Source organism: Xanthomonas sp. NCPPB 901 (genome assembly GCF_056725085.1).
The window spans coordinates 914,644-936,471 of sequence record NZ_CM161511.1; the positions used below are offsets into that span (position 1 = coordinate 914,644).

20 protein-coding genes and 1 pseudogene are annotated in these 21,828 nt (G+C 69.0%); 13 read left to right on the forward strand and 8 right to left on the reverse strand.

Annotated features, from left to right (window positions below):
• Positions 1-5: 5 nt before the first annotated feature.
• Complete coding sequence (locus AC1PME_RS03785) at positions 6-977, forward strand: helix-turn-helix transcriptional regulator (RefSeq protein ID WP_010341069.1); 972 nt, start codon at positions 6-8, stop codon at positions 975-977.
• A gap of 138 nt (positions 978-1,115) precedes the next feature.
• On the opposite strand, the gene AC1PME_RS03790 is transcribed toward AC1PME_RS03785, so the two are convergent.
• The 3 genes from AC1PME_RS03790 to AC1PME_RS03800 all read right to left on the reverse strand — a co-directional run bounded on the left by AC1PME_RS03790 (position 1,116) and on the right by AC1PME_RS03800 (position 3,140).
• The gene (locus tag AC1PME_RS03790; RefSeq protein WP_481097352.1) at positions 1,116-1,541 is read right to left on the reverse strand and encodes a winged helix-turn-helix transcriptional regulator; all 426 of its coding nucleotides are present in this window, start codon (positions 1,539-1,541) and stop codon (positions 1,116-1,118) included.
• A 262-nt stretch (positions 1,542-1,803) separates the two neighbouring features.
• The gene (locus tag AC1PME_RS03795) at positions 1,804-2,505 is read right to left on the reverse strand and encodes a hypothetical protein (protein WP_481097353.1); all 702 of its coding nucleotides are present in this window, start codon (positions 2,503-2,505) and stop codon (positions 1,804-1,806) included.
• Between the two features lie 47 nt (positions 2,506-2,552).
• Positions 2,553-3,140 (reverse strand): lipocalin family protein, encoded by a 588-nt coding sequence (locus AC1PME_RS03800; RefSeq protein WP_429002488.1) that lies wholly within the window; start codon positions 3,138-3,140, stop codon positions 2,553-2,555.
• Between the two features lie 127 nt (positions 3,141-3,267).
• Between AC1PME_RS03800 and AC1PME_RS03805 the strand changes: the two genes are divergently transcribed.
• Both AC1PME_RS03805 and AC1PME_RS03810 read left to right on the forward strand, forming a co-directional pair.
• The gene (locus AC1PME_RS03805; protein ID WP_481097354.1) at positions 3,268-3,567 is read left to right on the forward strand and encodes a hypothetical protein; all 300 of its coding nucleotides are present in this window, start codon (positions 3,268-3,270) and stop codon (positions 3,565-3,567) included.
• Between the two features lie 68 nt (positions 3,568-3,635).
• Positions 3,636-5,741, forward strand: a complete 2,106-nt coding sequence (locus AC1PME_RS03810) for a prolyl oligopeptidase family serine peptidase (RefSeq protein WP_254460357.1) — start codon at positions 3,636-3,638, stop codon at positions 5,739-5,741.
• A 147-nt stretch (positions 5,742-5,888) separates the two neighbouring features.
• Here the strand turns inward: AC1PME_RS03810 and AC1PME_RS03815 are convergent, their stop codons facing one another.
• Together AC1PME_RS03815 and AC1PME_RS03820 are read right to left on the reverse strand one after the other, a co-directional pair.
• Positions 5,889-6,383: an N-acetyltransferase family protein gene (locus AC1PME_RS03815; protein ID WP_481097355.1), complete on the reverse strand. Its 495-nt coding sequence runs from the start codon at positions 6,381-6,383 to the stop codon at positions 5,889-5,891.
• A gap of 25 nt (positions 6,384-6,408) precedes the next feature.
• A complete protein-coding gene (locus tag AC1PME_RS03820; protein WP_481097356.1) occupies positions 6,409-7,620 on the reverse strand; it encodes a pyridoxal phosphate-dependent aminotransferase in 1,212 nt (403 codons plus the stop codon).
• Between the two features lie 453 nt (positions 7,621-8,073).
• On the opposite strand from AC1PME_RS03820, the gene AC1PME_RS03825 reads away from it, so the two are divergent.
• The 8 genes from AC1PME_RS03825 to hslU all read left to right on the forward strand — a co-directional run bounded on the left by AC1PME_RS03825 (position 8,074) and on the right by hslU (position 16,454).
• Entirely contained in the window at positions 8,074-10,164 is a 2,091-nt protein-coding gene (locus AC1PME_RS03825) for a S9 family peptidase (RefSeq protein ID WP_481097357.1), read from the forward strand.
• 661 nt (positions 10,165-10,825) lie between these two features.
• On the forward strand, positions 10,826-11,206 hold the full coding sequence (locus tag AC1PME_RS03830) for a YbaN family protein (protein WP_481097358.1): 381 nt from the start codon (positions 10,826-10,828) through the stop codon (positions 11,204-11,206).
• 61 nt (positions 11,207-11,267) lie between these two features.
• Complete coding sequence (gene lptM, locus AC1PME_RS03835; protein WP_254460362.1) at positions 11,268-11,516, forward strand: LPS translocon maturation chaperone LptM; 249 nt, start codon at positions 11,268-11,270, stop codon at positions 11,514-11,516.
• Complete coding sequence (dapF, locus tag AC1PME_RS03840) at positions 11,509-12,366, forward strand: diaminopimelate epimerase (protein ID WP_481097359.1); 858 nt, start codon at positions 11,509-11,511, stop codon at positions 12,364-12,366. The genes lptM and dapF overlap by 8 nt, the downstream gene beginning before the upstream one ends.
• A complete protein-coding gene (locus AC1PME_RS03845; protein ID WP_481097360.1) occupies positions 12,363-13,028 on the forward strand; it encodes a DUF484 family protein in 666 nt (221 codons plus the stop codon). The genes dapF and AC1PME_RS03845 overlap by 4 nt, the downstream gene beginning before the upstream one ends.
• Before the next feature lie 176 nt (positions 13,029-13,204).
• Complete coding sequence (gene xerC, locus AC1PME_RS03850) at positions 13,205-14,035, forward strand: tyrosine recombinase XerC (protein ID WP_254460365.1); 831 nt, start codon at positions 13,205-13,207, stop codon at positions 14,033-14,035.
• A gap of 388 nt (positions 14,036-14,423) precedes the next feature.
• Entirely contained in the window at positions 14,424-14,975 is a 552-nt protein-coding gene (gene hslV, locus AC1PME_RS03855) for an ATP-dependent protease subunit HslV (RefSeq protein WP_010341232.1), read from the forward strand.
• Positions 14,976-15,089: 114 nt separating this feature from the next.
• Positions 15,090-16,454 carry an ATP-dependent protease ATPase subunit HslU gene (hslU, locus tag AC1PME_RS03860; RefSeq protein WP_254460367.1) on the forward strand — a complete coding sequence of 455 codons (1,365 nt, stop codon included), beginning with the start codon at positions 15,090-15,092 and terminating at the stop codon, positions 16,452-16,454.
• 405 nt (positions 16,455-16,859) lie between these two features.
• Here the strand turns inward: hslU and AC1PME_RS03865 are convergent, their stop codons facing one another.
• The 3 genes from AC1PME_RS03865 to AC1PME_RS03875 form a co-directional block, all read right to left on the reverse strand.
• Positions 16,860-18,224, reverse strand: a complete 1,365-nt coding sequence (locus tag AC1PME_RS03865; protein ID WP_481097361.1) for a DUF2252 domain-containing protein — start codon at positions 18,222-18,224, stop codon at positions 16,860-16,862.
• Positions 18,225-18,363: 139 nt separating this feature from the next.
• Positions 18,364-19,557, reverse strand: a complete 1,194-nt coding sequence (locus tag AC1PME_RS03870; RefSeq protein ID WP_481097362.1) for an acetyltransferase domain-containing protein — start codon at positions 19,555-19,557, stop codon at positions 18,364-18,366.
• Between the two features lie 229 nt (positions 19,558-19,786).
• Positions 19,787-20,242: a nucleoside deaminase gene (locus tag AC1PME_RS03875; RefSeq protein WP_010341927.1), complete on the reverse strand. Its 456-nt coding sequence runs from the start codon at positions 20,240-20,242 to the stop codon at positions 19,787-19,789.
• Positions 20,243-20,355: 113 nt separating this feature from the next.
• Here AC1PME_RS03875 and ubiE point away from each other — a divergent pair, with 113 nt between their 5' ends.
• Both ubiE and AC1PME_RS03885 read left to right on the forward strand, forming a co-directional pair.
• A complete protein-coding gene (gene ubiE / locus AC1PME_RS03880; protein ID WP_254460370.1) occupies positions 20,356-21,117 on the forward strand; it encodes a bifunctional demethylmenaquinone methyltransferase/2-methoxy-6-polyprenyl-1,4-benzoquinol methylase UbiE in 762 nt (253 codons plus the stop codon).
• A gap of 423 nt (positions 21,118-21,540) precedes the next feature.
• Positions 21,541-21,699 (forward strand): annotated as a pseudogene (locus AC1PME_RS03885) (class I SAM-dependent methyltransferase); the annotation flags it as partial.
• Between the last annotated feature and the right edge of the window lie 129 nt (positions 21,700-21,828).

A 21,828-nucleotide genomic window follows, 5' to 3' on the forward strand; every position in this document is an offset into this window, starting at 1 on the left:
GGGCCATGGACCGCTACGAACGCATCAACGCACTGCACCGCCTGCTCAAGTCCGCGCGCTACCCGGTGACGGTGGCGCGGCTGCAGGACGAACTGGGCTGCTCCCGCGCCACCGTCTATCGCGATCTGGCCTTCCTGCGCGATGCGCTGATGGCGCCGGTCGAGGGCGACGGCGAGGCCGGCTTCCGCTACGAGTCCGGGGAGAGCGACCGCTTCGAGTTGCCGGGACTGTGGCTGAGTTCGGAGGAACTGCACGCGCTGCTGGCCTCGCAGCAGTTGCTGGCGCGGACCGGCGGCGGGGTGCTGTCCTCGGTGCTGGCGCCGCTGCAGCAGCGTATCGAGAGTCTGCTCGCGGCCCAGGCCGGGGCGACCCATTGGCCGGTGGAACGGGTGCGGGTGATCCCGCACCGCGGCCGCAAGCTCGACGAAGCCAGCTTCCGCACCGTCGCCTCGGCGGTGCTGGAGCGCAAGCGCCTGTCCTTCGACTACCGGGCCCGCTCCACCGACGAATCGACCAAGCGTACGGTGTCGCCGCAGCGCATCACCCACTACCGCGACAATTGGTACCTGGACGCCTGGGACCATGGCCGCGACGCGGTGCGCAGCTTCGCGGTGGACCGCATCAACCATGCGCGCCTGCTCGACCAGCCGGCGCAGGACGTGGCCGACGCCGAACTGGATTCGCAGCTGGCGGCCAGCTACGGCATCTTCTCCGGCGCGCCCAAGGGCTGGGCCACCATCGTGTTCAGCCCCAAGGCGGCGCGCTGGGTCGCCGACGAGCACTGGCATTCCAAGCAGCAGGGCCGGTTCCTGGCCGACGGCCGCTACGAGCTGAAGGTGCCCTACAGCGTCTCGCGCGAACTGCTGATGGACGTGCTGCACTACGGCTCGGATGCGGAGATCGTCGAGCCGCGCTCGCTGCGCGAACAGGCCAAGGCGCTGCTGTCGCTGGCGCTGAGCAACTACAGCGACGATTGAGGTACCGCTGCGCGCGATGCGATCGCTCGCGCAGGCGCGGCTTCAGGGCACCTCCAATCGTTCCGGGACGCGTCCTGTGGGAGCGGCTTCAGTCGCGACGGCGACGCCGATGCCCGGCGTGGCCTGGCTGTGGACGCTCTAGCGCGCGTCCAGCGGCGCGCCGCCGCCGAGGATCACGCCGATGTTGCGCTCGATCCAGTCCACCAGCGTATGCACGTGCGCGGCCGCTTCGGCACCGAGCGGGGTCAGGTCGTATTCCACGTGCGGCGGCACCACCGGGTAGGCGGTGCGCTGCACCAGGCCGTCCGCCTCCAGCGCCTGCAGGGTTTGCGACAGCATCTTCTCGCTGACCCCTTCCAGGCTGCGGCGCAGGTCGCCGAAGCGGTGGGTGCCCTTGCGCAGGGCCACCAGCACCAGCACGCCCCAGCGGCTGGTGACATGGCTGAGCACTGCGCGGGACGGGCAGTTCTGCGCGAACACCTGGCCGCGCAGCAGGGTCGCGTCCGCGCAGCCGCGCGGCGCTTCGTCGAGGGGTTCGGAGAGGACGCTGGCCAAGCGGTGCACCTGTCTGTGGGGGAGGGCGCCCCCGATCATACGGGCCGCGCCGGGCGGTTCGCTGAGCGAAGGATGATCGGGACGTCGGTGGCAGCCACGCCGGCGCGCGATGGCGTGGCGGCGCTGGGCGGTGGCAGACGCGCGACGATGCGGATCGAACGGCGTCTGGGTATCGGCGGGTGCGCCGGCTTGGCGCAGCGCGAGCCGCCCTTGTAATTAAAACCTGTCTTTTTAATCTTAATTTTTCAGCTAAGGCCTGAAATCTATTATCTCATTTGGCAGAAAACGTTAAGCTGTGGCGGCCTCGTGCTTGCTGGGTTTCATGTTTCTTAAGTTTAAATCCATGTTGACTGAACATGTTATCAAGCTCGCAGACGGTAAAGGCCCGCTGCTGGAACGTTATGGTTATGGGCGGACCTGAGATGCCGCGTTGAAGGAAGGATAGGGTGACGTCGAACAAGAACGGATGGTTGTTGCGCTTCGTATATCGAGACACTACTAACCAGGTGTTTTCAAAAAGCCTGACTTCGCACTTCTGATTGAAGTAGCCGCTATCTAGTATGCTTGCACTATCATATGCATCCAACCACAAAGTGGTTTCATGGCTGCCATTGAGAACGCTCGCAATGGACTCGGCTGCGCTAAGGACATCACGGTCCTTCAGCAGGTACGCCGTAACGCAGCCAGGAATCAATACCCGGCCAAATATTTTTTTGAAAGGCAAGCTGCGGATATCGGCTTGGACGGCAAAAATGGATCTTGGATATTCGGTGCTTTTGAAGACATTCGCGTCGAGATCAACGATGACGCTAGGCTTGCTACGCAGTGAGCGGATCAGATCAAAATAACTTCCAATCCAAAGGCACTCTGTCTCGCTTGTCTCGTTTCTTACATGAGGATCAATTTCAACGAGATGGCTGGAATAAGTTGAATAATACGCTACGAGTAGGTCTGTAGCGACGTTGGCAATCATTGGTTTTTCAGAACCCTGCTCTTAAAGGTAACCTATCCGGGCGTTGCCTAGGGCTTGTTCGGCACTTCGAAGCCGAGCTTGCCGACCTGGTCGCGGCGCTGCGCCACGCGCTTGAGCTTGTCGATGTTGACCCCGTACTGGTGGTCCAGCTTGTCCACCAGTTCGCGGTATTGCTTGTAGCTCATGTTCGGCGAGCGCGCCAACACCCAGGCCAGGTCGCGGCCGGGGTAGTCGATCAGCGCCCAGGAATAGTCCGGCGCCACTTCCAGGATGCGGTACTTGGTCGGCACCACGGCGAAGAACCAGGTGGTCCAGCGGCGATTGCCGGTGCCTTCCTTGACCGTGGCGCGCGAGGTGATCTCCTTGACCGGTTCGTCGAAGCCCTCGCGGTACTGGTAGCGCACCGCGATCTTGCCGTCGTCCTTGAGGGTGTACTCGTCGCTGCTGGCGACGTGGCCGCGCTCGGCGAAGTAGGGCACATGGGCGATGACGTACCAGCGGCCCATGAAGCGCTGCAGGTCGATCGGCGGCTGCGCCGGTTCATGTTCGGGGTCCAGCGACTTGGCGCGGGCGGTCGGCAACGGGACGGCCATGCCCAGCAGCAGCACGGAGGCGAACAGGGAAAGCAGGCGCATAGACAAGGTTCCGGGGCGAAGGGCGAACGCTGGTCAAGTATGCGCGAGCGCCATGTCAATGATGCGTCGCAGCCCCTGAGATGTCGCGGCGGCACGCTGCGCGCCTCGACCTCCAGGAGCCGCCGTCATGCCGATCGTTCCGTCCTCCCTGCGTCCCCACGTCCCGCACCCGGGCCTGCGCCGCCTGCTGCGCCAGGCGATCCTGGCCGGGCTGGCCCTGGTCCTGGTGTGGCCGGCCGCGCGCGGCCACAGCGAATGGCTGGGCTGGCGGCCGCTGTGGCTGCTGGGCATGCCGTTGAGCGCCTGGTGGGCCTTGCACCGCTTCCCGCTGCCGCCGCTGCGCCGCCTGTGGGGGCAGTGGCGGGCCCGGCCACGGGCGCAGGCGCGGCGACGCGGACCCGCAGTGCGCTCCGCGCGTCCGGCCTGACCTTCGGCAGGGGAGGCCGGCAATTGGTGCGTGCTAGGGTGCGGCGCTGTCCTTCCCGGATCCGACCCATGTCCCCACTCGCACACGCCTGCCTGCTCGCCGGCCTGCTCACCGCCGGCACCGCCGCGGCCAAGGAAACCGCGATGCCCCAAGACCCCTATGCCTGGCTCGAAGACGTCACCGGCGCCAAGGCGCTGGACTGGGTCAAGGCGCAGAACGCCAAGACCGAGGCGCGGCTGGCCGACACCCCCGCCTTCAAGGCCCGCGAGGCCGGCATCCGCGAGGTGCTGGATTCCGACGCCAAGATCCCGGCCGTGCAGAAGATCGGCCCGTACTACTACAACCTGTGGAAGGACCGCGCGCACGAGCGCGGCCTGTGGCGCCGCACCACGCTCGAGGAGTACCGCAAGCCCGAGCCGAAGTGGGAGACGGTGCTGGACCTGGATGCGCTGAACAAGGCCGAGGGCGAGAACTGGGTGTGGCACGGCGCCAACTGCCTGCGCCCGGAGTACCGCCGCTGCCTGATCGCGCTGTCGCGCGGCGGCGCCGACGCCGATGTCACCCGCGAGTTCGACCTGGACAGCAAGCAGTGGATCAAGGACGGCTTCTTCCGTCCCGAGGCCAAGGGCGGGCTGAGCTGGATCGATGCCGACACCGTGTACCTGTACACCGACTTCGGCCCCGGCTCGCTGACCAGCTCCGGCTACCCGCGCATCGTCAAGCAGTGGAAGCGCGGCACCCCGATGAGCAGCGCCACGCTGGTCTACGAGGGCAAGCCGGACGACATGTACATCGCCGCGATGCACGACGACACGCCCGGCTACGAGCGCGACTTCGTCAGCCGCACGCTGGCCTTCTACAACGACGAGATGTACCTGCGCGGCGCCGACGGCCGCCTGACCAAGATCGACGTGCCCAACTCGGCCAACAAGGGCGTGCACCGCCAGTGGCTGACGCTGGAGCTGCGCGATCCGTGGACGGTGGGCGGCACGACCTACCCGGCCGGCGCGCTGCTGGTGACCAAGTTCGACGACTTCATGGCCGGCAAGCGCGACTTCCAGGTGCTGTTCACGCCGACCGAGACCGCGTCGCTGGCGTCCTTCGCCTGGACCAAGTCGCGGCTGGTGCTGAACGTGCTCGACGACGTCAAGAGCCGGCTGTGGGTGTTGACCCCGGGCGAGGGCGCGTGGGCGCGCGCGCCGTTCCCGGTCGGCGACCTGGCCTTCGGCAGCACCAGCGTCGATGCGGTCGATGCCGACGAGAACGACCAGGTGTGGCTGACCTCCACCGACTTCCTGACCCCGACCACGCTGATGCTGGCCGACGTGCAGCGCGGGCCGCAGAGCATCGAGACGCTGAAGGCGATGCCGAGCTTCTTCGATGCGTCCAAGGACGAAATCGAGCAGCACTTCGCCGTGTCCAAGGACGGCACCAAGGTCCCGTACTTCCTGGTCCGGCCCAAGCAGCTCAAGGCCGACGGCAGCGCGCCGACCCTGCTGTACGCCTACGGCGGCTTCGAGATCTCGATGACCCCGTTCTACTCGGGCAGCCTCGGCCGCGCCTGGCTCGACCAGGGCGGCGTGTACGCGCTGGCCAACATCCGCGGCGGCGGCGAGTACGGCCCGCGCTGGCACCAGGCGGCGCTGAAGCAGAACCGGCACAAGGCCTACGAGGACATGGCGGCGGTGGCGCAGGACCTGGTCGCGCGCAAGATCACCTCGGCCAAGCACCTGGGCGTGCAGGGCGGCAGCAACGGCGGGCTGATGGCCGGCAACATGCTGATGCAGTACCCGCAGTTGTTCGGCGCGGTGGTGGTGCAGGTGCCGCTGCTGGACATGAAGCGCTACAGCCACCTGCTGGCCGGCGCCTCGTGGATGGCCGAGTACGGCAACCCGGACACCGACGACTGGAAGTTCATCCAGACCTTCTCGCCGTACCACCTGTTCGACCCGAAGAAGACCTATCCGCCGGTGATCTTCCTGACCTCCACCCGCGACGACCGCGTGCACCCGGGCCATGCGCGGAAGATGGCGGCGAAGATGATCGACGCCGGCAAGGACGTGACCTACTACGAGAACATCGAAGGCGGTCATGGCGGGGCGGCCAACAACGCGCAGGCGGCGCACATGCAGGCGCTGGCCTACAGCTTCCTGTGGGAGCGCTTGTCCAAGTGAGGCGTGCGGTCCGCGTCCCGGTCGGGGCGCGGATCGCGACCTGGCCCAGCGTGCGTCAGTGCACGCTCGAGCCGGCGCGCAACGCGGTGCGTCGCGAGCGCGCCGGCACTGCCCGCGTTCTCGTCCTGGTCTTGCCGCCGCGGCTGCTCAGGCTTCGCCGGCCAACGGCTTGACCAGGACCAGCGACCGGACGTCGTAGCCAAGTGCTTCGTACACGTGCAGCGCATGCGTGTTGAAGGCCCAGACGTTCAGGCGCATTTCGACACCGCCGCGTCGCGCCACCCACTCGTGCGCCCGCTGCATCAGCGCCGGGCCGATGCCCCGGCCCCGATGGCGTCGGGTGATGCCCACGCTGCCCACCCGGCCGAAGCGCATGGGCTGCAGCAGCGAGTGCGATTCGGTGACGATGCTGACCGTGACGAAACCGACGAGCACGCCCTGCGCTTCGGCGACGATGGTGGTGGCATCGTCCCGGCCGATGCTGCTGTGCCAGTGCGCCGCGTCGCGGTCCGCGGCGCCCGCGCCGGCGAAGATGTGGGGAAACGCCTCATGGTGGAGCGCATTCACTTCTTCGCCTAGCGCGCAGATCGCACCGAGATCGGAGTCGATGGCTTCGCGATAGGTTGGGATGAAGGGCTCCATGGGCTTTCCGGTGCCGCAGGCCGCCTCAGTGCGTCCAGCGCGCCAGCCCGCGCGCGATCCGCGCCACCGCTTCCTGCAGGCGCGGCAGGCTCTGGGTGTAGGCGATGCGCACATGCTGGCGGGCGCGGTGACGGCCGAAATCCACGCCCGGGGTGAACGCAACGTACTCGGTTTCCAGGAAGTGCGCGCAGAACGCCTGCGCATCGTCGGTGAACCCGGACACGTCGGCATACAGGTAGAACGCGCCCTGCGGTTCGACCTCGATGCGGAAGCCGAGCGCGCGCAGTGCCGGCAACAGGTAGTCGCGGCGCTGCGCGAACTCGGCGCGGCGCGTTTCCAGGATCTGCCGCGTTTCCGGCAGGAAGCAGGCCAGCGCTGCGTGCTGGGCGATGCTGGAGGCGCTGATGTACAGGTTCTGCGCCAGCTTCTCCAGCGACGGCACCGCCGCGCGCGGCGCCACCAGCCAGCCCAGGCGCCAGCCGGTCATGCCGAAGTACTTGGAGAAACTGTTGAGCACGTAGGCCGCGTCGTCGACCTCGAGCACGCTGGGCGCGTCGATGCCGTAGCTGAGGCCGTGATAGATCTCGTCCACCACCAGGTGCCCGCCGCGCGCGTGCAGCGTCTGCGACAGCGCGGCCAGTTCGGCGCGCGCGAGCACGGTGCCGGTGGGGTTGGCCGGCGAGGCCACCAGGGCGCCGACGCTGTCCGCGTTCCAGTGCCGCTGCAGCAGGTCCGGGGTCAGTTGGTAGCGGCTGTCCGGGCCGACCGGCACCAGTTGCGCGGCGCCTTCGACCAGGCGCAGGAAGTGGCGGTTGCACGGGTAGCCGGGGTCGGCCATCAGCCAGTGGCGGCCGGGATCGACCAGCAGGGCGCTGGCCAGCAGCAGCGCGCCGGAGCCGCCGGGGGTGATCAGGATGCGCGCCGGATCCAGGTCGACGTCGTGGCGCTGCCGGTAATAGTCCGCCAACGCCTGGCGCAGGGCGGGCAGGCCGCGCGCGGCGGTGTAGCGGGTGTGGCCGGCGTTCAGCGCGGCCTGGCCGGCGGCGACGATCGGTGCGGCGGTGGTGAAGTCCGGCTCGCCGATCTCCAGGTGGATCACGTCGTGGCCGGCGTGCTCCAGGTCGTTGGCGCGGGCCAGCAGCGCCATGACGTGGAACGGTTCGATCTCGCGGCTGCGCTGGCTGTAGCGGGGCGCGGTGGGCGAGGCGCTGAGGGTGTCGCCGGGAAGGGAGGCCATGTCGCCGATGATAGAGGAGCGCGCTTTCGCGCGTGTTAGCGATGTCGGGTGGACCACGAAGCGGCTGTGCGATGGCGGTACCGTGTGTGCGCTTGTTCTGGGGCTGAGTGGGCGGTGGATCACGCTGCGCGCGGCCGCGCGGCGAGTGAGGCGCGGCTGCCAGAGCGGTTATCGGTCGCGCCAAGGCGCTGTCCACCGCGCAGGCGAAGACCTCCCCCCGCCATGCCGGCTTCGCGCCGCGCACGGCAACCGCCCTTCTCTTCGAGATGCATCGCCGGCTCCGGAGAGCCTTGGCGCGCTTGCCACGGCGCAGCGTTGCAGGGAGACTCGGCCAGCACTGCGCGGCGTCCGCCCGCTGCCGCCGCCCGGCCCGGGTGGCGTCCCGTTGCGTTACCGCCGCCGGAGCCCCATTAGATGCCCCACCGTCCCTTGCTAGCGAGCCTCGTCCTGCTCATGACCGCCTCCTTCGCTTCCTCCGCCTCCGCCGCCGCGGCCACCCCGCCGCATCCGGCCAAGCAGCCGCATGCGGTCAAGGCGCCGTTCGGCGCCGTTCGCCAGGACGCCTACTACTGGCTGCGCGACGACACGCGCAAGAACCCGCAGATGCTGGCCTATCTCAATGCCGAGAACGCCTATGCCGACCAGGTGCTGAAGCCGCTCAAGCCGCTGGAAGACCGGCTGTACGAGGAGATCGTCGGCCGCATCAAGCAGGACGACAGCAGCGTGCCGTACCGCGAGCGCGGCTACTGGTACTACACCCGTTACGAGAGCGGCAAGGACTACCCGATCCAGGCGCGCCGCAAGGGCAGCATGGAGGCGCCGGAGGAGATCCTGCTCGACGTCAACGCCATGGCCGCCGGCAAGGGCTACTTCAGCGTCGGCGACGCGGCGGTCAGCCAGGACAACCGCCTCCTGGCCTGGACCGAGGACGACGTGGGCCGCCGCCAGTACGTGGTGCGCTTCAAGAACCTGGACACCGGCGAGGTCTACGCCGACCGCATTCCCGGGGTGTCGCCGGACGTGGTCTGGGCCGACGACAACAAGACCCTGTTCTACGTCGAGAACGACCCGGAGACGCTGTTGACGGTGCGGGTCAAGAAGCATGTGCTGGGCACCCCGGCGGCGCAGGACACGCTGGTCTACGAGGAGAAGGACGACAGTTTCTACATGGGCGTGGGCCGCACCCGCGACGACAAGTACATCGTCATCGGCGTGGAGAGCACGGTGTCCTCCGAGCAGCGCTACGCGCCGGCCGCCGATCCGCAGCGCTTCACCGTGCTGGCGCCGCGCGAGCGCGACGTCGAGTACCAGGCCGATCACTTCGACGGCCGCTGGGTGATCCGCACCAACTGGAAGGCCAAGAACTACGCGCTGATGACCGCGCCCGACGGCGCCACCGCGCGCAGCCAGTGGCAGAGCTGGCTGCCCTACGACGACAAGGTGTTCATCGACGGCTTCGAGCTGTTCGACGGCTTCACCGCCATCGCCGAGCGCTCCGACGGACTGGAGCGGATCCGCCTGCATTTCGCCGACGGCAAGGAGGAGTACGTCAAGGCCGACGAGCCGGCGTATTCGATGGGCCTGTCGATCAATCCCGAGCCGGACACGCCGTGGCTGCGCTACAGCTATACCTCGCTGACTACCCCGGCCACCACCTACGAACTCAACACCCGCACCGGCGAGCGCAAGCTGCTCAAGCAGCAGCCGGTGATCGGCTACGACGCCAGCCGGTACCAGACCGAACGCGTGTGGGTGACCGCGCGCGACGGGGTCAAGGTGCCGGTGTCGCTGGTCTACAAGAAGGGCTTCAAGAAGGACGGCAGCGCCGCGCTGTACCAGTACGCCTACGGCAGCTACGGCATGTCCACCGATCCGGCGTTCAACCTGCCGGTGGTGAGCCTGCTCGACCGCGGCGTGGTCTACGCCATCGCGCACATCCGCGGCGGCCAGGAAATGGGCCGCGACTGGTACGACCAGGGCAAGCTGCTGCACAAGAAGAACACCTTCACCGACTTCATCGACGTCACCCGCGGGCTGGTGCAGCAGGGCTACGCCGCCCCGGACCGGGTCGCCGCGGCCGGCGGCAGCGCCGGCGGCCTGCTGATGGGCGCGGTGGCGAACATGGCGCCCAAGGACTACCGCGTGCTGGTGGCGCAGGTGCCGTTCGTGGACGTGGTCACCACCATGCTCGACCCGAGCATCCCGCTGACCACCAACGAGTACGACGAGTGGGGCAATCCCGAGCAGAAGGCGTACTACGACTACATGCTCAGCTACTCGCCCTACGACAACGTCGCCCGCCAGGCCTATCCGGCGATGTACATCGGCACCGGCCTGTGGGACTCGCAGGTGCAGTACTGGGAGCCGGCCAAATGGGTGGCCAAGCTGCGCGAGTACGACACCGGCAGCCAGCCGATCGTGTTCCGGGTCAACATGGAAGCCGGCCACGGCGGCAAGTCCGGGCGCTTCCGCCGCTACCGCGAAATGGCCGAGTCCTATGCGTTTATGCTGGACCAGCTGGGCGTGGAGTCACCGGCCAAGTGAGTGCGGTGCGCGTCGGCTGGCCTGCAGGCCGGCCGATGTGCAGGTGGGCAGGCTGGCGTGAAGCCTGCTTGTCCCAATCGTCGGATGGCGGATGGCCTGTGGCTTCACGCGTCGCGGCTGAAGCCGCTCCCACAGTGAGCATTGCGGCCGGGTCGGTGCTGAAGGTGCGATGGCCCGATGCGCCATGACATGCGGCAGCGCGGACGGTTTGGCAACGCCTTGCGGGAGGGACTTCAGTCCCGACTGCAAGGAGGTCAAATGCGCCAATGGCTTCGCCCGTCGCGGCTGAAGCCGCTCCTACAGTGGGCGGAACGCTCGATCACCGCGCGAGAGCAGGCAGTCGCGCTGGTGGCCTGGTCACTCCTTGTGGGAGGGACTTCAGTCCCGACTGCGCGGAGGTCGGATAAGTCGGAGGCTTTCGATCGTCGCGGCTGAAGCCGTTCCTCTCATGGGTGGGTTGCATGTGTCCTATGCGAGGGCCGGCAGCGGCGCTGTTGGTCTGGCAGCTCGCTGTGGGAGGGACTTCAGTCCCGACTGCAGTGAACTCAGACGCACCAATGGCTTCGCGTGTCGCCGCCGCCGCCGCGGCGGCAGGCGCCCGGCGGCGCGGCAGTGGGCGGGTCGACGCCAGTGCGCGCCGACGCGGGCTTATGATGGCGCGATGCGCACGCACTCCCGTTTCCGCTGGGCCTGGTGGCTGCTGGCTTACGCCAGCCTGGTGACCGGCATCGTCGGCATCTTCGTGCCGGGGCTGCCGACCACGGTGTTCGTGCTGATCGCCGCCTACGCCGCCGCGCGCGGTTCGCCGCGGCTGCGCCGGCGCTTGCTGCGCGATCCGCGCTTCGGCCGCAGCATCCGCGACTGGGAAGCGCATGGCGCGGTCAGCCGGCGCGGCAAGTGGATGGCGACGCTGACCATGGCCGCGTGCGCGCTGGTGCTGCTGCTGTTCGTGCATCGGTTGTGGGTGCAGGTGCTGGCGATCGGCTGCATGAGCGCGGTGGCGCTATGGCTGTGGTGGCGCCCGGAACCGCCGCGCCGATGAGCGCGCGCGACGCGGCGATGGCGGCACAGCCGGTTCATGCCGGTGTGGCTATACTCGGCGCATGAGCACATCGTCCTCTTCTCCGATCCGTCTCGTTCTTTCCGCCGCTGTGCTGCTGGCCCTGGCCGGCTGCGGCAACAAGGGACCGCTGGTGATGCCGCAGAAGCCGGTCCCGGTGGAGGCCACCCCGGCGCCCGCGCCCGACGCGACCCCGCCGGCGACCACCGATCCCGCCGGGCAGGCGCAGCCGGTGGACGGCCAGCGCCCGCCGGCCAACGACACCACCGTGCCCACCGATGGGAATGAGTGAGGCCCGCCACGCCGCGCGCTTGCGTTTCAGCAAGATGCAGGGCGCGGGCAACGATTTCGTGGTGCTCGACCTGCGCGACGGCACCCCGCCGCCGGACGCCGCCCTGGCGATGCGCCTGGCCGACCGCCACTTCGGCGTCGGCTGCGACCAGATCCTGACCATCGAGCCGCCGCACGATCCCGCCGCGGTCGCCAGCTACCGCATCTGGAACACCGACGGCAGCGCCGCCGGGCAATGCGGCAACGGCGCGCGCTGCATCGCCGCCTGGCTGGTGCGCGACGGCACTGCGCCCGCCGACGGCGAGTTCGTGATCGAGAGCCCGGCCGGCAGCCATCGCATCGAGCGCCGCGCCGCGGGCGAATTCGCCGTGGCGATGGGCGTGCCGCGCTTCGCGCCGGAGGACGTGCCGCTGGTCGGCTTTCCGCGCGCGCGCGACGAGTACGTGTTGCCGCTGCAGGGCGGGAGCGTGCGTTTCGGCGCGGTGTCGATGGGCAACCCGCACGCGGTGCTGGAAGTGGGCCTGGTCGATGCGGCGCCGCTGGAACGCCTGGGCCCGTTGCTGCAGCAGCACGCCTCGTTCCCGGATTCGGTCAACGTCGGCTTCGTGCAGGTGATCGACCGCGGCCACCTGCGCCTGCGCGTGTACGAGCGCGGCGTCGGCGAGACCCTGGCCTGCGGCAGCGGCGCCTGCGCGGCGGCGGCGGTGATGATGCAGCGCGGCCGGGTGGAGCGCGACGTGCGCATCAGCCTGCCGGGCGGCGAACTGCGCGTGCAGTGGCCGCGCGACGACGCACCGGCGGTGATGTCCGGCCCGGCGACGTTCGTCTTCGATGGAGAATGGATCCGATGAGCGACAGCCAGGACAAGCTCGGTGCGCACGAGGTGGCGGCGTGGCTGCGGCGCCACCCCGGCTTCCTGAAGCAGTTCCCCGACCTGGCGCTGACCCTGGTGGTGCCGCGCGACGACGGTCCCACCGCGTCGCTGGCCAGCTACCAGCTGGAAGTGCTGCGCGACAAGAACCGCGAGCTGTCGCGGCGGCTGAGCGAGCTGGCGGCCAACGCGCAGGTCAACGAACGGCTGGCGGTGCGCACCCATCAGTTGACCCTGGCGCTGATGCGCCAGCACAGCGCCGCCGACAGCGTGCGCGCGATGGCCGCCTCGCTGCAGGAGGATTTCCAGGGCGACCTGGTCAGCATCGTGCTGCTGCAGCCCTTGTCCGGCCTGGAGCAGGCGCCGTGGCTGCAGGTGCTGGCGGCCGACGATCCGCGGCTGGCGCCGTTCCGCGATTGCCTGAAGGACGGCGAGCCGATCTGCGGCCGCCTGCAACCGGAAAAGCAGGCGCTGCTGTACGGCGAGCGCGTGGACGAGGTGCAATCCACCGCGCTGTTGCCGCTGCCCGGCCTGGGCCTGATCGCGGTCGGCAGCCGCGACCCGAACCGCTTCTATCCCGGCATGGGCACCTTGTTCCTGCGCATGATGGGCGAGTCGCTGGCGGTGGCGTTGCAGCGATGAGCATGGCCGGGACGCGGGACCCGGGACCCGGGGCCCGGGACAGCGCCGGGCCCGGCGCTGCCGATCGTCAGGCTGGGCAGGACACTGCTGGTACCGCCAGCGCGGCCGCTTCTCCCGGGTCACAGGTCGCGGGTCCCGAGTCCCGCTTCCTCGCCTACCTGCAGGTCGAGCGGCGCATGTCCGCGCATACCCTGGACGCATACCGACGCGACCTGGCCGCCTTGTCGGCGTGGGCTGCGGACAACCTGCTCGGCGAGCCGGCCGCGCTCGATGCCGCGCAGCTGCGCCAGTTCATCGCCGCCGAACACCGCCGCGGACTGTCGCCCAAGAGCCTGCAGCGGCGGCTGTCGGCATGCCGCAGTTTCTACGCCTGGCTGCTCAAGCACGGCCACATCGCCGCCAGTCCGGCCGCGGCATTGCGCGCGCCGAAGGCGCCGCGCAAGCTGCCGCAGGTGCTCGATGCGGACGAGGCGGTGCGCTTGGTCGAAGTGCCGACCGATGCGCCGCTGGGCCTGCGCGACCGCGCGCTGCTGGAGCTGTTCTATTCCTCCGGCCTGCGCCTGAGCGAGCTGTGCGCGTTGCGCTGGCGCGATCTGGATTTCGTCGCCGGCATGGTCAGCGTGCTGGGCAAGGGCAACAAGCAGCGGCTGGTGCCGGTGGGCTCGCATGCGCGCACCGCGCTGCTGGCGTGGCGCGAAGAGAGCCGGGGCGAGCCCGCCGCACCGGTGTTTCCGGGGCGCGGCGGGGCGCCGATCGGTGCGCGCGCGGTGCAGATCCGGATCAAGCAACTGGCCGGGCGCCAGGGCCTGTTCAAGCACGTGCACCCGCACATGCTGCGGCACAGCTTCGCCAGCCACATCCTGGAATCCTCCGGCGACCTGCGCGGCGTGCAGGAACTGCTCGGCCATGCCGACATCGCCACCACGCAGATCTACACCCACCTGGACTTCCAGCACCTGGCCAAGGTCTACGACGCGGCGCACCCGCGCGCCAAGCGCAAGTCCTGAGCGCCGCAGTGCGGCCGCACGGCCGCTGCCGCACCCGCCCTTGTTCTGGATCAAGGCGCGCCCGCGTAGGCGGGGCGACACTGCCCTCCCGCGTCGCGAGGGCGTAACGATGGCCAACCCTTCCCGCTGGCGTCGTGCCATCCCCGAACGGCTGTGCTGGGGCTAAGACGGCGATTGCGCCGTACAAGATCCGGCCTGCGACAACGGCGCCGGACGCACCCTGCATCCGATCGAGCCCCCGGGCAAGGATGGGCGCGTCGCCTGGCGCATCGCTGCCGATCCGGCGCGGCCGGCGCCTGTGCGGCGTGGCGAGGAACCGCCTGCTCTCGGCGACGCTTGAACCGCGCGCTGCCAGCCCCCACACCTGAGTCATCGTTCCGGAGGCCGCATGGATCCCAGTCAGAACCCCAATGTTTTCCACGCCACCACGATCCTGTCGGTGCGCCGCGATGGCCGCGTCGCCGTGGCCGGCGACGGCCAGGTGACCCTGGGCCACACCGTGATGAAGGGCAATGCGCGCAAGGTGCGCCGGCTCGGCCGCGAGGGCCAGGTGCTGGCCGGCTTCGCCGGCGCCGCCGCCGACGCGTTCACCCTGTTCGAACTGTTCGAGGCCAAGCTGGAAAAGCACGGCCAGTTGACCCGCGCCGCGGTGGAACTGGCCAAGGATTGGCGCACCGAGCGCCGCCTCGGCAAGCTCGAGGCGCTGCTGGCGGTGGCCGACAAGGAAACCTCGCTGATCATCAGCGGCACCGGCGATGTGATCGAGCCGGAGGACGGCATCATCGCCATCGGCTCCGGCGGCTCCTACGCCCTGTCGGCGGCGCGCGCGCTGCTCGGCCACACCACGCTGGACGCGCGCACCATCGCCGTCGAAGCGCTGAACATCGCCGGCGACATCTGCATCTACACCAATCGCAATGTGGTGGTCGAAGAGCTGTGAATCGGGAATCGGGAATGGGGAATCGCAACAGCGGCTCTCCTTTCCGTTGCCGATGACGCCTGCTTTCTCGATTCCCGATTCTCCATTCCCGATTCCCTCTTCGATTTCCCGACCATGACCGATACCCATAGCACCATGACCCCGCGCGAGATCGTGCAGGAGCTGGACCGCCACATCGTCGGCCAGCACGAGGCCAAGCGCGCGGTGGCGATCGCGCTGCGCAACCGCTGGCGGCGCATGCAGCTGCCCGATGCGCTGCGCAACGAAGTGATGCCGAAGAACATCCTGATGATCGGCCCCACCGGCGTCGGCAAGACCGAGATCGCGCGGCGCCTGGCGACGCTGGCCAATGCGCCGTTCGTCAAGGTCGAGGCGACCCGCTTCACCGAGGTCGGCTACGTCGGCAAGGACGTGGAGCAGATCGTGCGCGACCTGGCCGACACCGCGGTCAAGCTGTACCGCGAGCAGGCCAAGGCCCGCGTGCGCACCCAGGCCGAGGAACGCGCCGAGGACCGCATCCTCGATGCGCTGCTGCCGCGGCGCAGCGCCGGCATCGGCTTCGATCCGGAAGCCGCGCGGCACGAGCCGTCGGCGCAGGACAGCGACACCCGCAGCAAGTTCCGGCGCATGCTGCGCGCCGGCGAGCTGGACGAGCGCGAGATCGAACTGGACGTCGCGGTCAACGTCAGCATGGACATCATGACCCCGCCGGGCATGGAGGAAATGGGCCAGCAGCTGCGGCAGATGTTCTCCAACCTGGGCGGCGGCAAGTCGCAGTCGCGCAAGCTGACCATCAAGGCCGCGCGGCCGCTGCTGATCGAGGAAGAGGCCGGCAAGCTGGTCAACGAGGACGATGTCCGCGCCGCCGCGATCGAGGCCTGCGAACAGCACGGCATCGTGTTCATCGACGAGATCGACAAGGTGGCCAAGCGCAGCGAGGCCGGCGCCACCGGCGGCGACGTCTCGCGCGAGGGCGTGCAGCGCGATCTGCTGCCGCTGGTGGAAGGCTCCAACGTCAGCACCAAGTACGGCACGGTCAAGACCGACCACATCCTGTTCATCGCCTCCGGCGCGTTCCACCTGGCCAAGCCCAGCGACCTGATCCCGGAGCTGCAGGGCCGTTTCCCGATCCGCGTGGAGCTGTCGGCGCTGTCGAAGGACGACTTCATCCGCATCCTCACCGAACCGAAGGCGGCGCTGACCAAGCAGTACGAGGCGCTGTTGCTGACCGAGGGCGTGAGCCTGCGCTTCACCGACGACGCCATCGCGCGGCTGGCGGAGATCGCGTTCCTGGTCAACGAGCGCCAGGAGAACATCGGCGCGCGGCGCCTGCACACCGTACTCGAGCGCCTGCTCGACACGCTGAGCTATGAAGCGCCGGATCGCGATGGGCAGAGCGTCTCCGTGGACGCGGCCTATGTCGATGCGCACCTGGGCGAGCTGGTGCAGGATCCGGATCTGAGCCGGTATATCCTGTAACGCAACGTGCCGGAGAGGCGTATCGCTGTTGTGGGAGCGGCTTGGGCCCTCTCACGACTCCGACCTGCTCCACCTGAGCATTCACAAGTGACGGATCTGCTTGGCGCGCCGTCCTCGAATTGAGGTTTCTAGAGGCGCCCTTCAGTTGCGACGAGGCTGCACCGGTAACGCTTCGTCGCGGCTGGAGCCGCTTCCGCAGGGGCTTGCGGCGAACCCGCCGGGTGCCCTGTGGGAGGGACTTCGGTCCCGACGCATTGCGCCATCGGAAAGCACACTCCTTCGCGCGTCACGGCTGCATGACAGTTGATTCCCACAGGAAGCCGTGTCGTACAGCAAGCCGCTTCGGCGCGCATGCTTTCTCGAAACAGTGCATGGCATGCGTTACCTGCACCCACCCGGCACGACTCAATACAGCGGCGTCCCCGCCTTGTACGCCGCCACGAACGACTGCCAGTCCAGTTGCACTTGCGCGGCGTAGTCGAACGCGAACTGGCGCAGTTCCGATTTCAGCCCGCTCTTGCTGGTGACCGCCTGGTCGATCTGCTTGTCGATGCTGTACGGCACCACGTTCGGGTCGTAGTCCTGGTCGGCCAGCGCGTGCGCCGAGGCCAGGGCCTGGCCCAGGTAGGTGGCGGCGGTGGCGAGCTTGCCGGCGCTGTCCAGTGCGGTCGGGTCCAGGTCCTGCTGGAACGGCGACTTCTCGTGCACGTAGAACGGGGTGCCGGCGACGCTGGCGTAGCCGACCAGCACGTCGGCGTCGATGGTCTGCGCCTTGGCGGTGCGCGCCACCCGCGCGCCCTCGTTGTTGTCGTAGGTGGAGGCCGGCATCTGCGACGGCGCCGCCACGGCGACCACGCTGGCCGCTTCCTGTTTCCATTCCAGGATCACGTCGTCGCCGGTCGATGCGCTCGGGCCTTCGATCAGCACGTACAGGCGCAGGCGGCCGAGGCTGCCGGTGCCCGAGCCCAGCTTCTGGTGCACGTCCTTGATGGTGTAGTAGCTGGCCGCATAGCGCTTGCCCGCGGCGATCGAGCCGATGTAGCCGTCCATTGCCGCGGCCACCGTCGAGGCGGTGCTGGCGTCCACCGCGACCAGGTTGTCCAGGTCCTGGAACCGGCGCTTGCCGCCGCTGACCACGGTGTACTTGGACAGCAGGCTGCTGCGGCTCTTGCCGTCGGCGCTGTCGATGGCCTTGGCCACCGCGCCGCTGGTGTTGCGCTTGCTCAACTGGAAGCTCGCTTCGGCGTCGCTGCCGCGGAAATCGGCGATCTTGTCCAGGTAGGCGCCGACCATGCTGTCGATGGCGTCGCCGATGTCACTGTCGGACAGGCCGTTGTCGCGGCCGGCCAGGACCATGCTCGCGGCCAGCCGGCGCAGGTCCCACACGTATTGGCCGAGATGGCCTTCGTCGAAGTCGGCGACCTTGAACACCGCCTTGCCGCTGCTGTCGCGCGCCGCATCGAAGTTGCCGACGTGGGTGTCGCCGCCGAGCCAGGTGTAGCCGGTCTGCGGCGAGGTCCACAGCGACGCCGGTAGGGTCTTCATGTCCTGGTAGAAGAGGTGGTCGGTGCCGCGGTAGAAGGCGTAGGCGCTGCCGGCCATCGTCGCCATCTTGGTGTCCAGCTCGGCGCGCTGTGCCGCGTAGGGATGGTTGTAGTCGTGGATCTGCTGCACCACCCAGGCGTCGCGCTTGCTTGCCGCCGCCGCGCATCCGGTGCCGGCGGCAAGGGTCAGGCCGATCAGCAGCAACGGCAGCAGGCGGGTGGACATCGCAGGTCTCCAGGCGCGGACGAAGGAAGTTGCAGTCGACCACGCCGGCATTGCACGCGGATGAATCGCCGGCGGCCGGCTGGACGGCCTGCGCGCTTCCGCCAGGCCCGGCGCGGCGGCCTGGGGAGGCGGGTCGCGCCTAGAAGTAGCGCAGCCAGGCCAGGTCGCGGCGCCGCGCCTTCAGCCGCGCGAACGCGGCGGTGGGCCAGTACAGGGCCAGCCCCAGCGCCGCGGCGATCGCCCACAGCGCAGCGACGCTGTCCACGCCGAACAGGGCGCCGTGGTTGGCGCCGCACAGCGCCAGCGCGGCCAGGTAGGCCAGCTTGAGCACGTACAGGTGCAGCAGGTAGAAGAACATCGGCGCCGCGCCGATCGCCGCCAGCGGCGCCAGGGCGCGTGCCACCGCGGGGTGTTCGTACAGGCGCAGCAACAGCAGGCCCACGCCCAGCGTCAGCAGCAGGAACTGCAGCGACGGCGGGTACTTGGTGACGTTGAAGAAGCTCATCGCGGTGTGCGCGAGGTCGTCCTGGGCCTGCCAGGGCGTATCGCCGTAGCCGTTGTGCCAGCGCAGCAGGTGGAAGCCGGCCAGCGCGCCCAGGCCCCAGGCCAGCAGGCGCTGCTGACGCTGCGCCGGCGCGCGGTCGGCGGCGTACCAGGGGCCGGCGGCGTAGCCGAGCGCGATCACCCCGATCCACGGCAGCACCGGGTAGGAAGTGCGCAGGCGCAGGTCGCCCAGTTCCAGCCAGCGCCGGTCGTGCAGCACCGCCCAGGCGGCCGCGAGCGGGCCGTCGCCCTGCACCTGTACATCGTCCAGCAGGTGGTGGCCGGCGACCAGCGCCGCGCCGATCAGGGCGAGCGCCGGCCGCGGCAGCCACAGCAGCGCGGCCAGCGCGAGCATGCTCAGGCCGATCGCCCAGATCACCTGCAGATACAGCGCCTGCGGCGGAAAGGCGCCGCTCCAGGCCAGGTTGACCAGCGTCAGTTCCAGCACGATCAGGAACAGGCCGCGCTTGAGCAGGAAGCTGGCGGCCGCGGCGCGGCCATCGGCTTGCCGCGCCGCGTACAGCCACGCCGACAGGCCGGTCAGGAACACGAACACCGGCGCGCACAGGTGCGCCAGGGTGCGCGCGAGGAACAGCGCCGGCGCGGTGCGTTCCACGTCCATCGGGTCGCCGACCGGCTGGTGCAGGTAGAAGGTCTCGCGCACATGGTCGAGCAGCATCAGCAGCATGACCGTGCCGCGCAGCAGGTCGATCGAGGCCAGGCGCGCGCTGGCCGAGGCGGTGGCGGGCAGGGCGAGGGACGCGGGGGCGGCGGAAACAGCGGACGGCATGCGTGACGGTCGGTGTCGAGTATTGAAACAATATAACACTTGGTCGCCAGGGCCCGGCTGCGGGCGCCGTGGCGGCCTGGCCGTCATCGCAGGGCGATGGCCGGTCGTACTGGCGGCGCGCGCGCAGTCAGGGCGAGGGGGGCGACCCGCGGCGGACGCGGGCAGCGCTGCCGCCCTCCACAGATCGCGAGATCCGCCGCACGTGGACCTGGGTGCGGCGGCGCGCGGGTCAGTCCTCGCCGATATCCTCGTTCCACACGTCCGGATGCGCGGCGATAAAGCCGCCGAGCAGGTCGATGCACTCCTGGCTGTGCAGGTCGATGACCTCCACGCCGCTCTCGCGCAGCCAGTCGATGCCGCCCTGGAAGGTCACCGATTCGCCCACCACCACCGTGCCGATGTTGAACTGCCGCACCAGGCCGCTGCAGTACCAGCACGGCGCCAGGGTGGTGACCATGATGGTGTCCTTGTAGCGGCGCTGGCGTCCGGCCTTGCGGAAGGCGTCGGTCTCGCCGTGCACGGACGGATCGCCTTCCTGCACGCGGCGGTTGTGGCCGCAGCCGAGCAGGCGGCCGTCGCGGTGGTACAGGGCGGCGCCGATCGGGATGCCGCCCTCGGCCAGGCCCTGGCGGGCTTCGGCGATGGCGGTGTCGAGCAGGGCGCGGTAGTCGGGCGTGGTCAGCATGGGATGGCCGGGGGAAAGGGAGTCGGCTGGCAGTCTGGCGCAGGCGGCCGGCGGCTGTCATCCCGCGCGGCGCTTCACCGGCACGGAGCGGCCGGCAGTGCGATAATCCCGCCATGAGCGAATCCCCCTACAAGACCGGCACCACCCATTTCGGCTTCCGCGACGTCGCCGCCAAGGACAAGCAGAAGCTGGTCGGCGAGGTCTTCACCTCGGTCGCCGGCAACTACGACCTGATGAACGACCTGATGAGCATGGGCATCCATCGGGTCTGGAAGCGTTATTTCGTCGCCACCGCGCAGGTCAAGCCGGGCGACCGCGTGCTCGACCTGGCCGGCGGCACCGGCGACATCGCCGCGCTGCTGAAGGAGCGGGTGGGTGCCGACGGCGAGATCGTGCTGGGCGACATCAATGCCGGCATGCTCTCGGTGGGGCGCGACCGCCTCACCAACCGCGGCCTGGTCGCGGGCCTGGACTACGTGCAGTGCAACGCCGAGGCGCTGCCGTTCCCGGACCAGAGCTTCGACCTGGTCACCATCGCCTTCGGCTTGCGCAACGTCACCGACAAGGACGCCGCGCTGCGCGAGATGTACCGCGTGCTCAAGGTGGGCGGCCAGGCGCGGGTGCTGGAGTTCTCCGAGGTCACCGCCGACTGGTTCAAGCCGCTGTACGACTTCCATTCGTTCAAGGTGCTGCCGCGCCTGGGCAAGCTGTTCGCCAAGGACGCCGACAGCTACCAGTACCTGGCCGAGAGCATCCGCAAGCATCCGCCGCAGGACGCGCTGAAGGCGATGATGGACGACGCCGGCTTCGCCCGCAGCCACTACAAGAACCTGACCGGCGGCATCGTGGCGATCCACTCGGGCTACAAGATCTGAGAGGCCGGGATCGGGGAATCGGGATTCGGGAATCGCAAGCGCGGGCGATCGGTTGCTGACCGATCGCGGGGCCTGTGCCGTCCTTGTGGGAGGGGCTTCAGTCCCGGCGCGCGGTCCGGCGGTGCCGGCGCAAGCCTCCGCCACAGAAAGCCGGGAGTCGGGAGTCGGGATTCGGGAATCGCAAGAGCGGGCGATCGGATGCTGACCGATCGCAGGGCCTTTGCCGTCCTTGTGGGAGGGACTTCAGTCCCGACGCGCGGTCCGGCGGTGCCGGCGCAAGCCTCCGCCACAGAAAGCCGGGATTCGGGATTCGGGATTCGGGATTCGGGATTCGCAAGAGCGGGCGATCGGTTGCTGACCGATCGCGGTGCTGTGCCGTGCTTGTGGGAGGGGCTTCAGTCCCGACGCGCGGTCCGGCGGTGCCGGCGCAAGCCTCCGCCGCAGGACGCCAAGGCAAGGATGGAAGCAGCCGGCTTCGCCCGCAGCCACTACAAGAACCTTGCCGGCGGCATCGTGGCGATCCACTCGGCGACAAGATCTGAGTGGAGGCGGGACTGGGGACTGAAGATTCGGGATTCGTAAGCGCGCCGGCTGTTCGCTGCTGCGAATCCCCAATCTCCAATTCCCAATCCCCGCTTCGATTGGGGATTCGCGATTCGTCAGCACGCGTAGCACTGCTGCTGCGAATCCCCACTCCCGAATCCCGAATCC

Excerpts from the sequence above, each read along its gene's own strand:
- lptM (WP_254460362.1), top strand. The coding sequence starts at position 11,268 with ATGAGCACATCGTCCTCTTCTCCGATCCGTCTCGTTCTTTCCGCCGCT.
- AC1PME_RS03820 (WP_481097356.1), bottom strand. The coding sequence starts at position 7,620 with ATGGCCTCCCTTCCCGGCGACACCCTCAGCGCCTCGCCCACCGCGCCC.
- ubiE (WP_254460370.1), top strand. The coding sequence starts at position 20,356 with ATGAGCGAATCCCCCTACAAGACCGGCACCACCCATTTCGGCTTCCGC.
- AC1PME_RS03795 (WP_481097353.1), bottom strand. The coding sequence starts at position 2,505 with ATGATTGCCAACGTCGCTACAGACCTACTCGTAGCGTATTATTCAACT.
- AC1PME_RS03875 (WP_010341927.1), bottom strand. The coding sequence starts at position 20,242 with ATGCTGACCACGCCCGACTACCGCGCCCTGCTCGACACCGCCATCGCC.
- AC1PME_RS03815 (WP_481097355.1), bottom strand. The coding sequence starts at position 6,383 with ATGGAGCCCTTCATCCCAACCTATCGCGAAGCCATCGACTCCGATCTC.
- hslV (WP_010341232.1), top strand. The coding sequence starts at position 14,424 with ATGGATCCCAGTCAGAACCCCAATGTTTTCCACGCCACCACGATCCTG.
- AC1PME_RS03805 (WP_481097354.1), top strand. The coding sequence starts at position 3,268 with ATGCCGATCGTTCCGTCCTCCCTGCGTCCCCACGTCCCGCACCCGGGC.
- hslU (WP_254460367.1), top strand. The coding sequence starts at position 15,090 with ATGACCGATACCCATAGCACCATGACCCCGCGCGAGATCGTGCAGGAG.
- AC1PME_RS03830 (WP_481097358.1), top strand. The coding sequence starts at position 10,826 with ATGCGCACGCACTCCCGTTTCCGCTGGGCCTGGTGGCTGCTGGCTTAC.
- AC1PME_RS03865 (WP_481097361.1), bottom strand. The coding sequence starts at position 18,224 with ATGTCCACCCGCCTGCTGCCGTTGCTGCTGATCGGCCTGACCCTTGCC.
- xerC (WP_254460365.1), top strand. The coding sequence starts at position 13,205 with ATGTCCGCGCATACCCTGGACGCATACCGACGCGACCTGGCCGCCTTG.
- AC1PME_RS03825 (WP_481097357.1), top strand. The coding sequence starts at position 8,074 with ATGACCGCCTCCTTCGCTTCCTCCGCCTCCGCCGCCGCGGCCACCCCG.
- AC1PME_RS03845 (WP_481097360.1), top strand. The coding sequence starts at position 12,363 with ATGAGCGACAGCCAGGACAAGCTCGGTGCGCACGAGGTGGCGGCGTGG.
- AC1PME_RS03785 (WP_010341069.1), top strand. The coding sequence starts at position 6 with ATGGACCGCTACGAACGCATCAACGCACTGCACCGCCTGCTCAAGTCC.
- AC1PME_RS03810 (WP_254460357.1), top strand. The coding sequence starts at position 3,636 with ATGTCCCCACTCGCACACGCCTGCCTGCTCGCCGGCCTGCTCACCGCC.
- dapF (WP_481097359.1), top strand. The coding sequence starts at position 11,509 with ATGAGTGAGGCCCGCCACGCCGCGCGCTTGCGTTTCAGCAAGATGCAG.
- AC1PME_RS03870 (WP_481097362.1), bottom strand. The coding sequence starts at position 19,557 with ATGCCGTCCGCTGTTTCCGCCGCCCCCGCGTCCCTCGCCCTGCCCGCC.
- AC1PME_RS03800 (WP_429002488.1), bottom strand. The coding sequence starts at position 3,140 with ATGCGCCTGCTTTCCCTGTTCGCCTCCGTGCTGCTGCTGGGCATGGCC.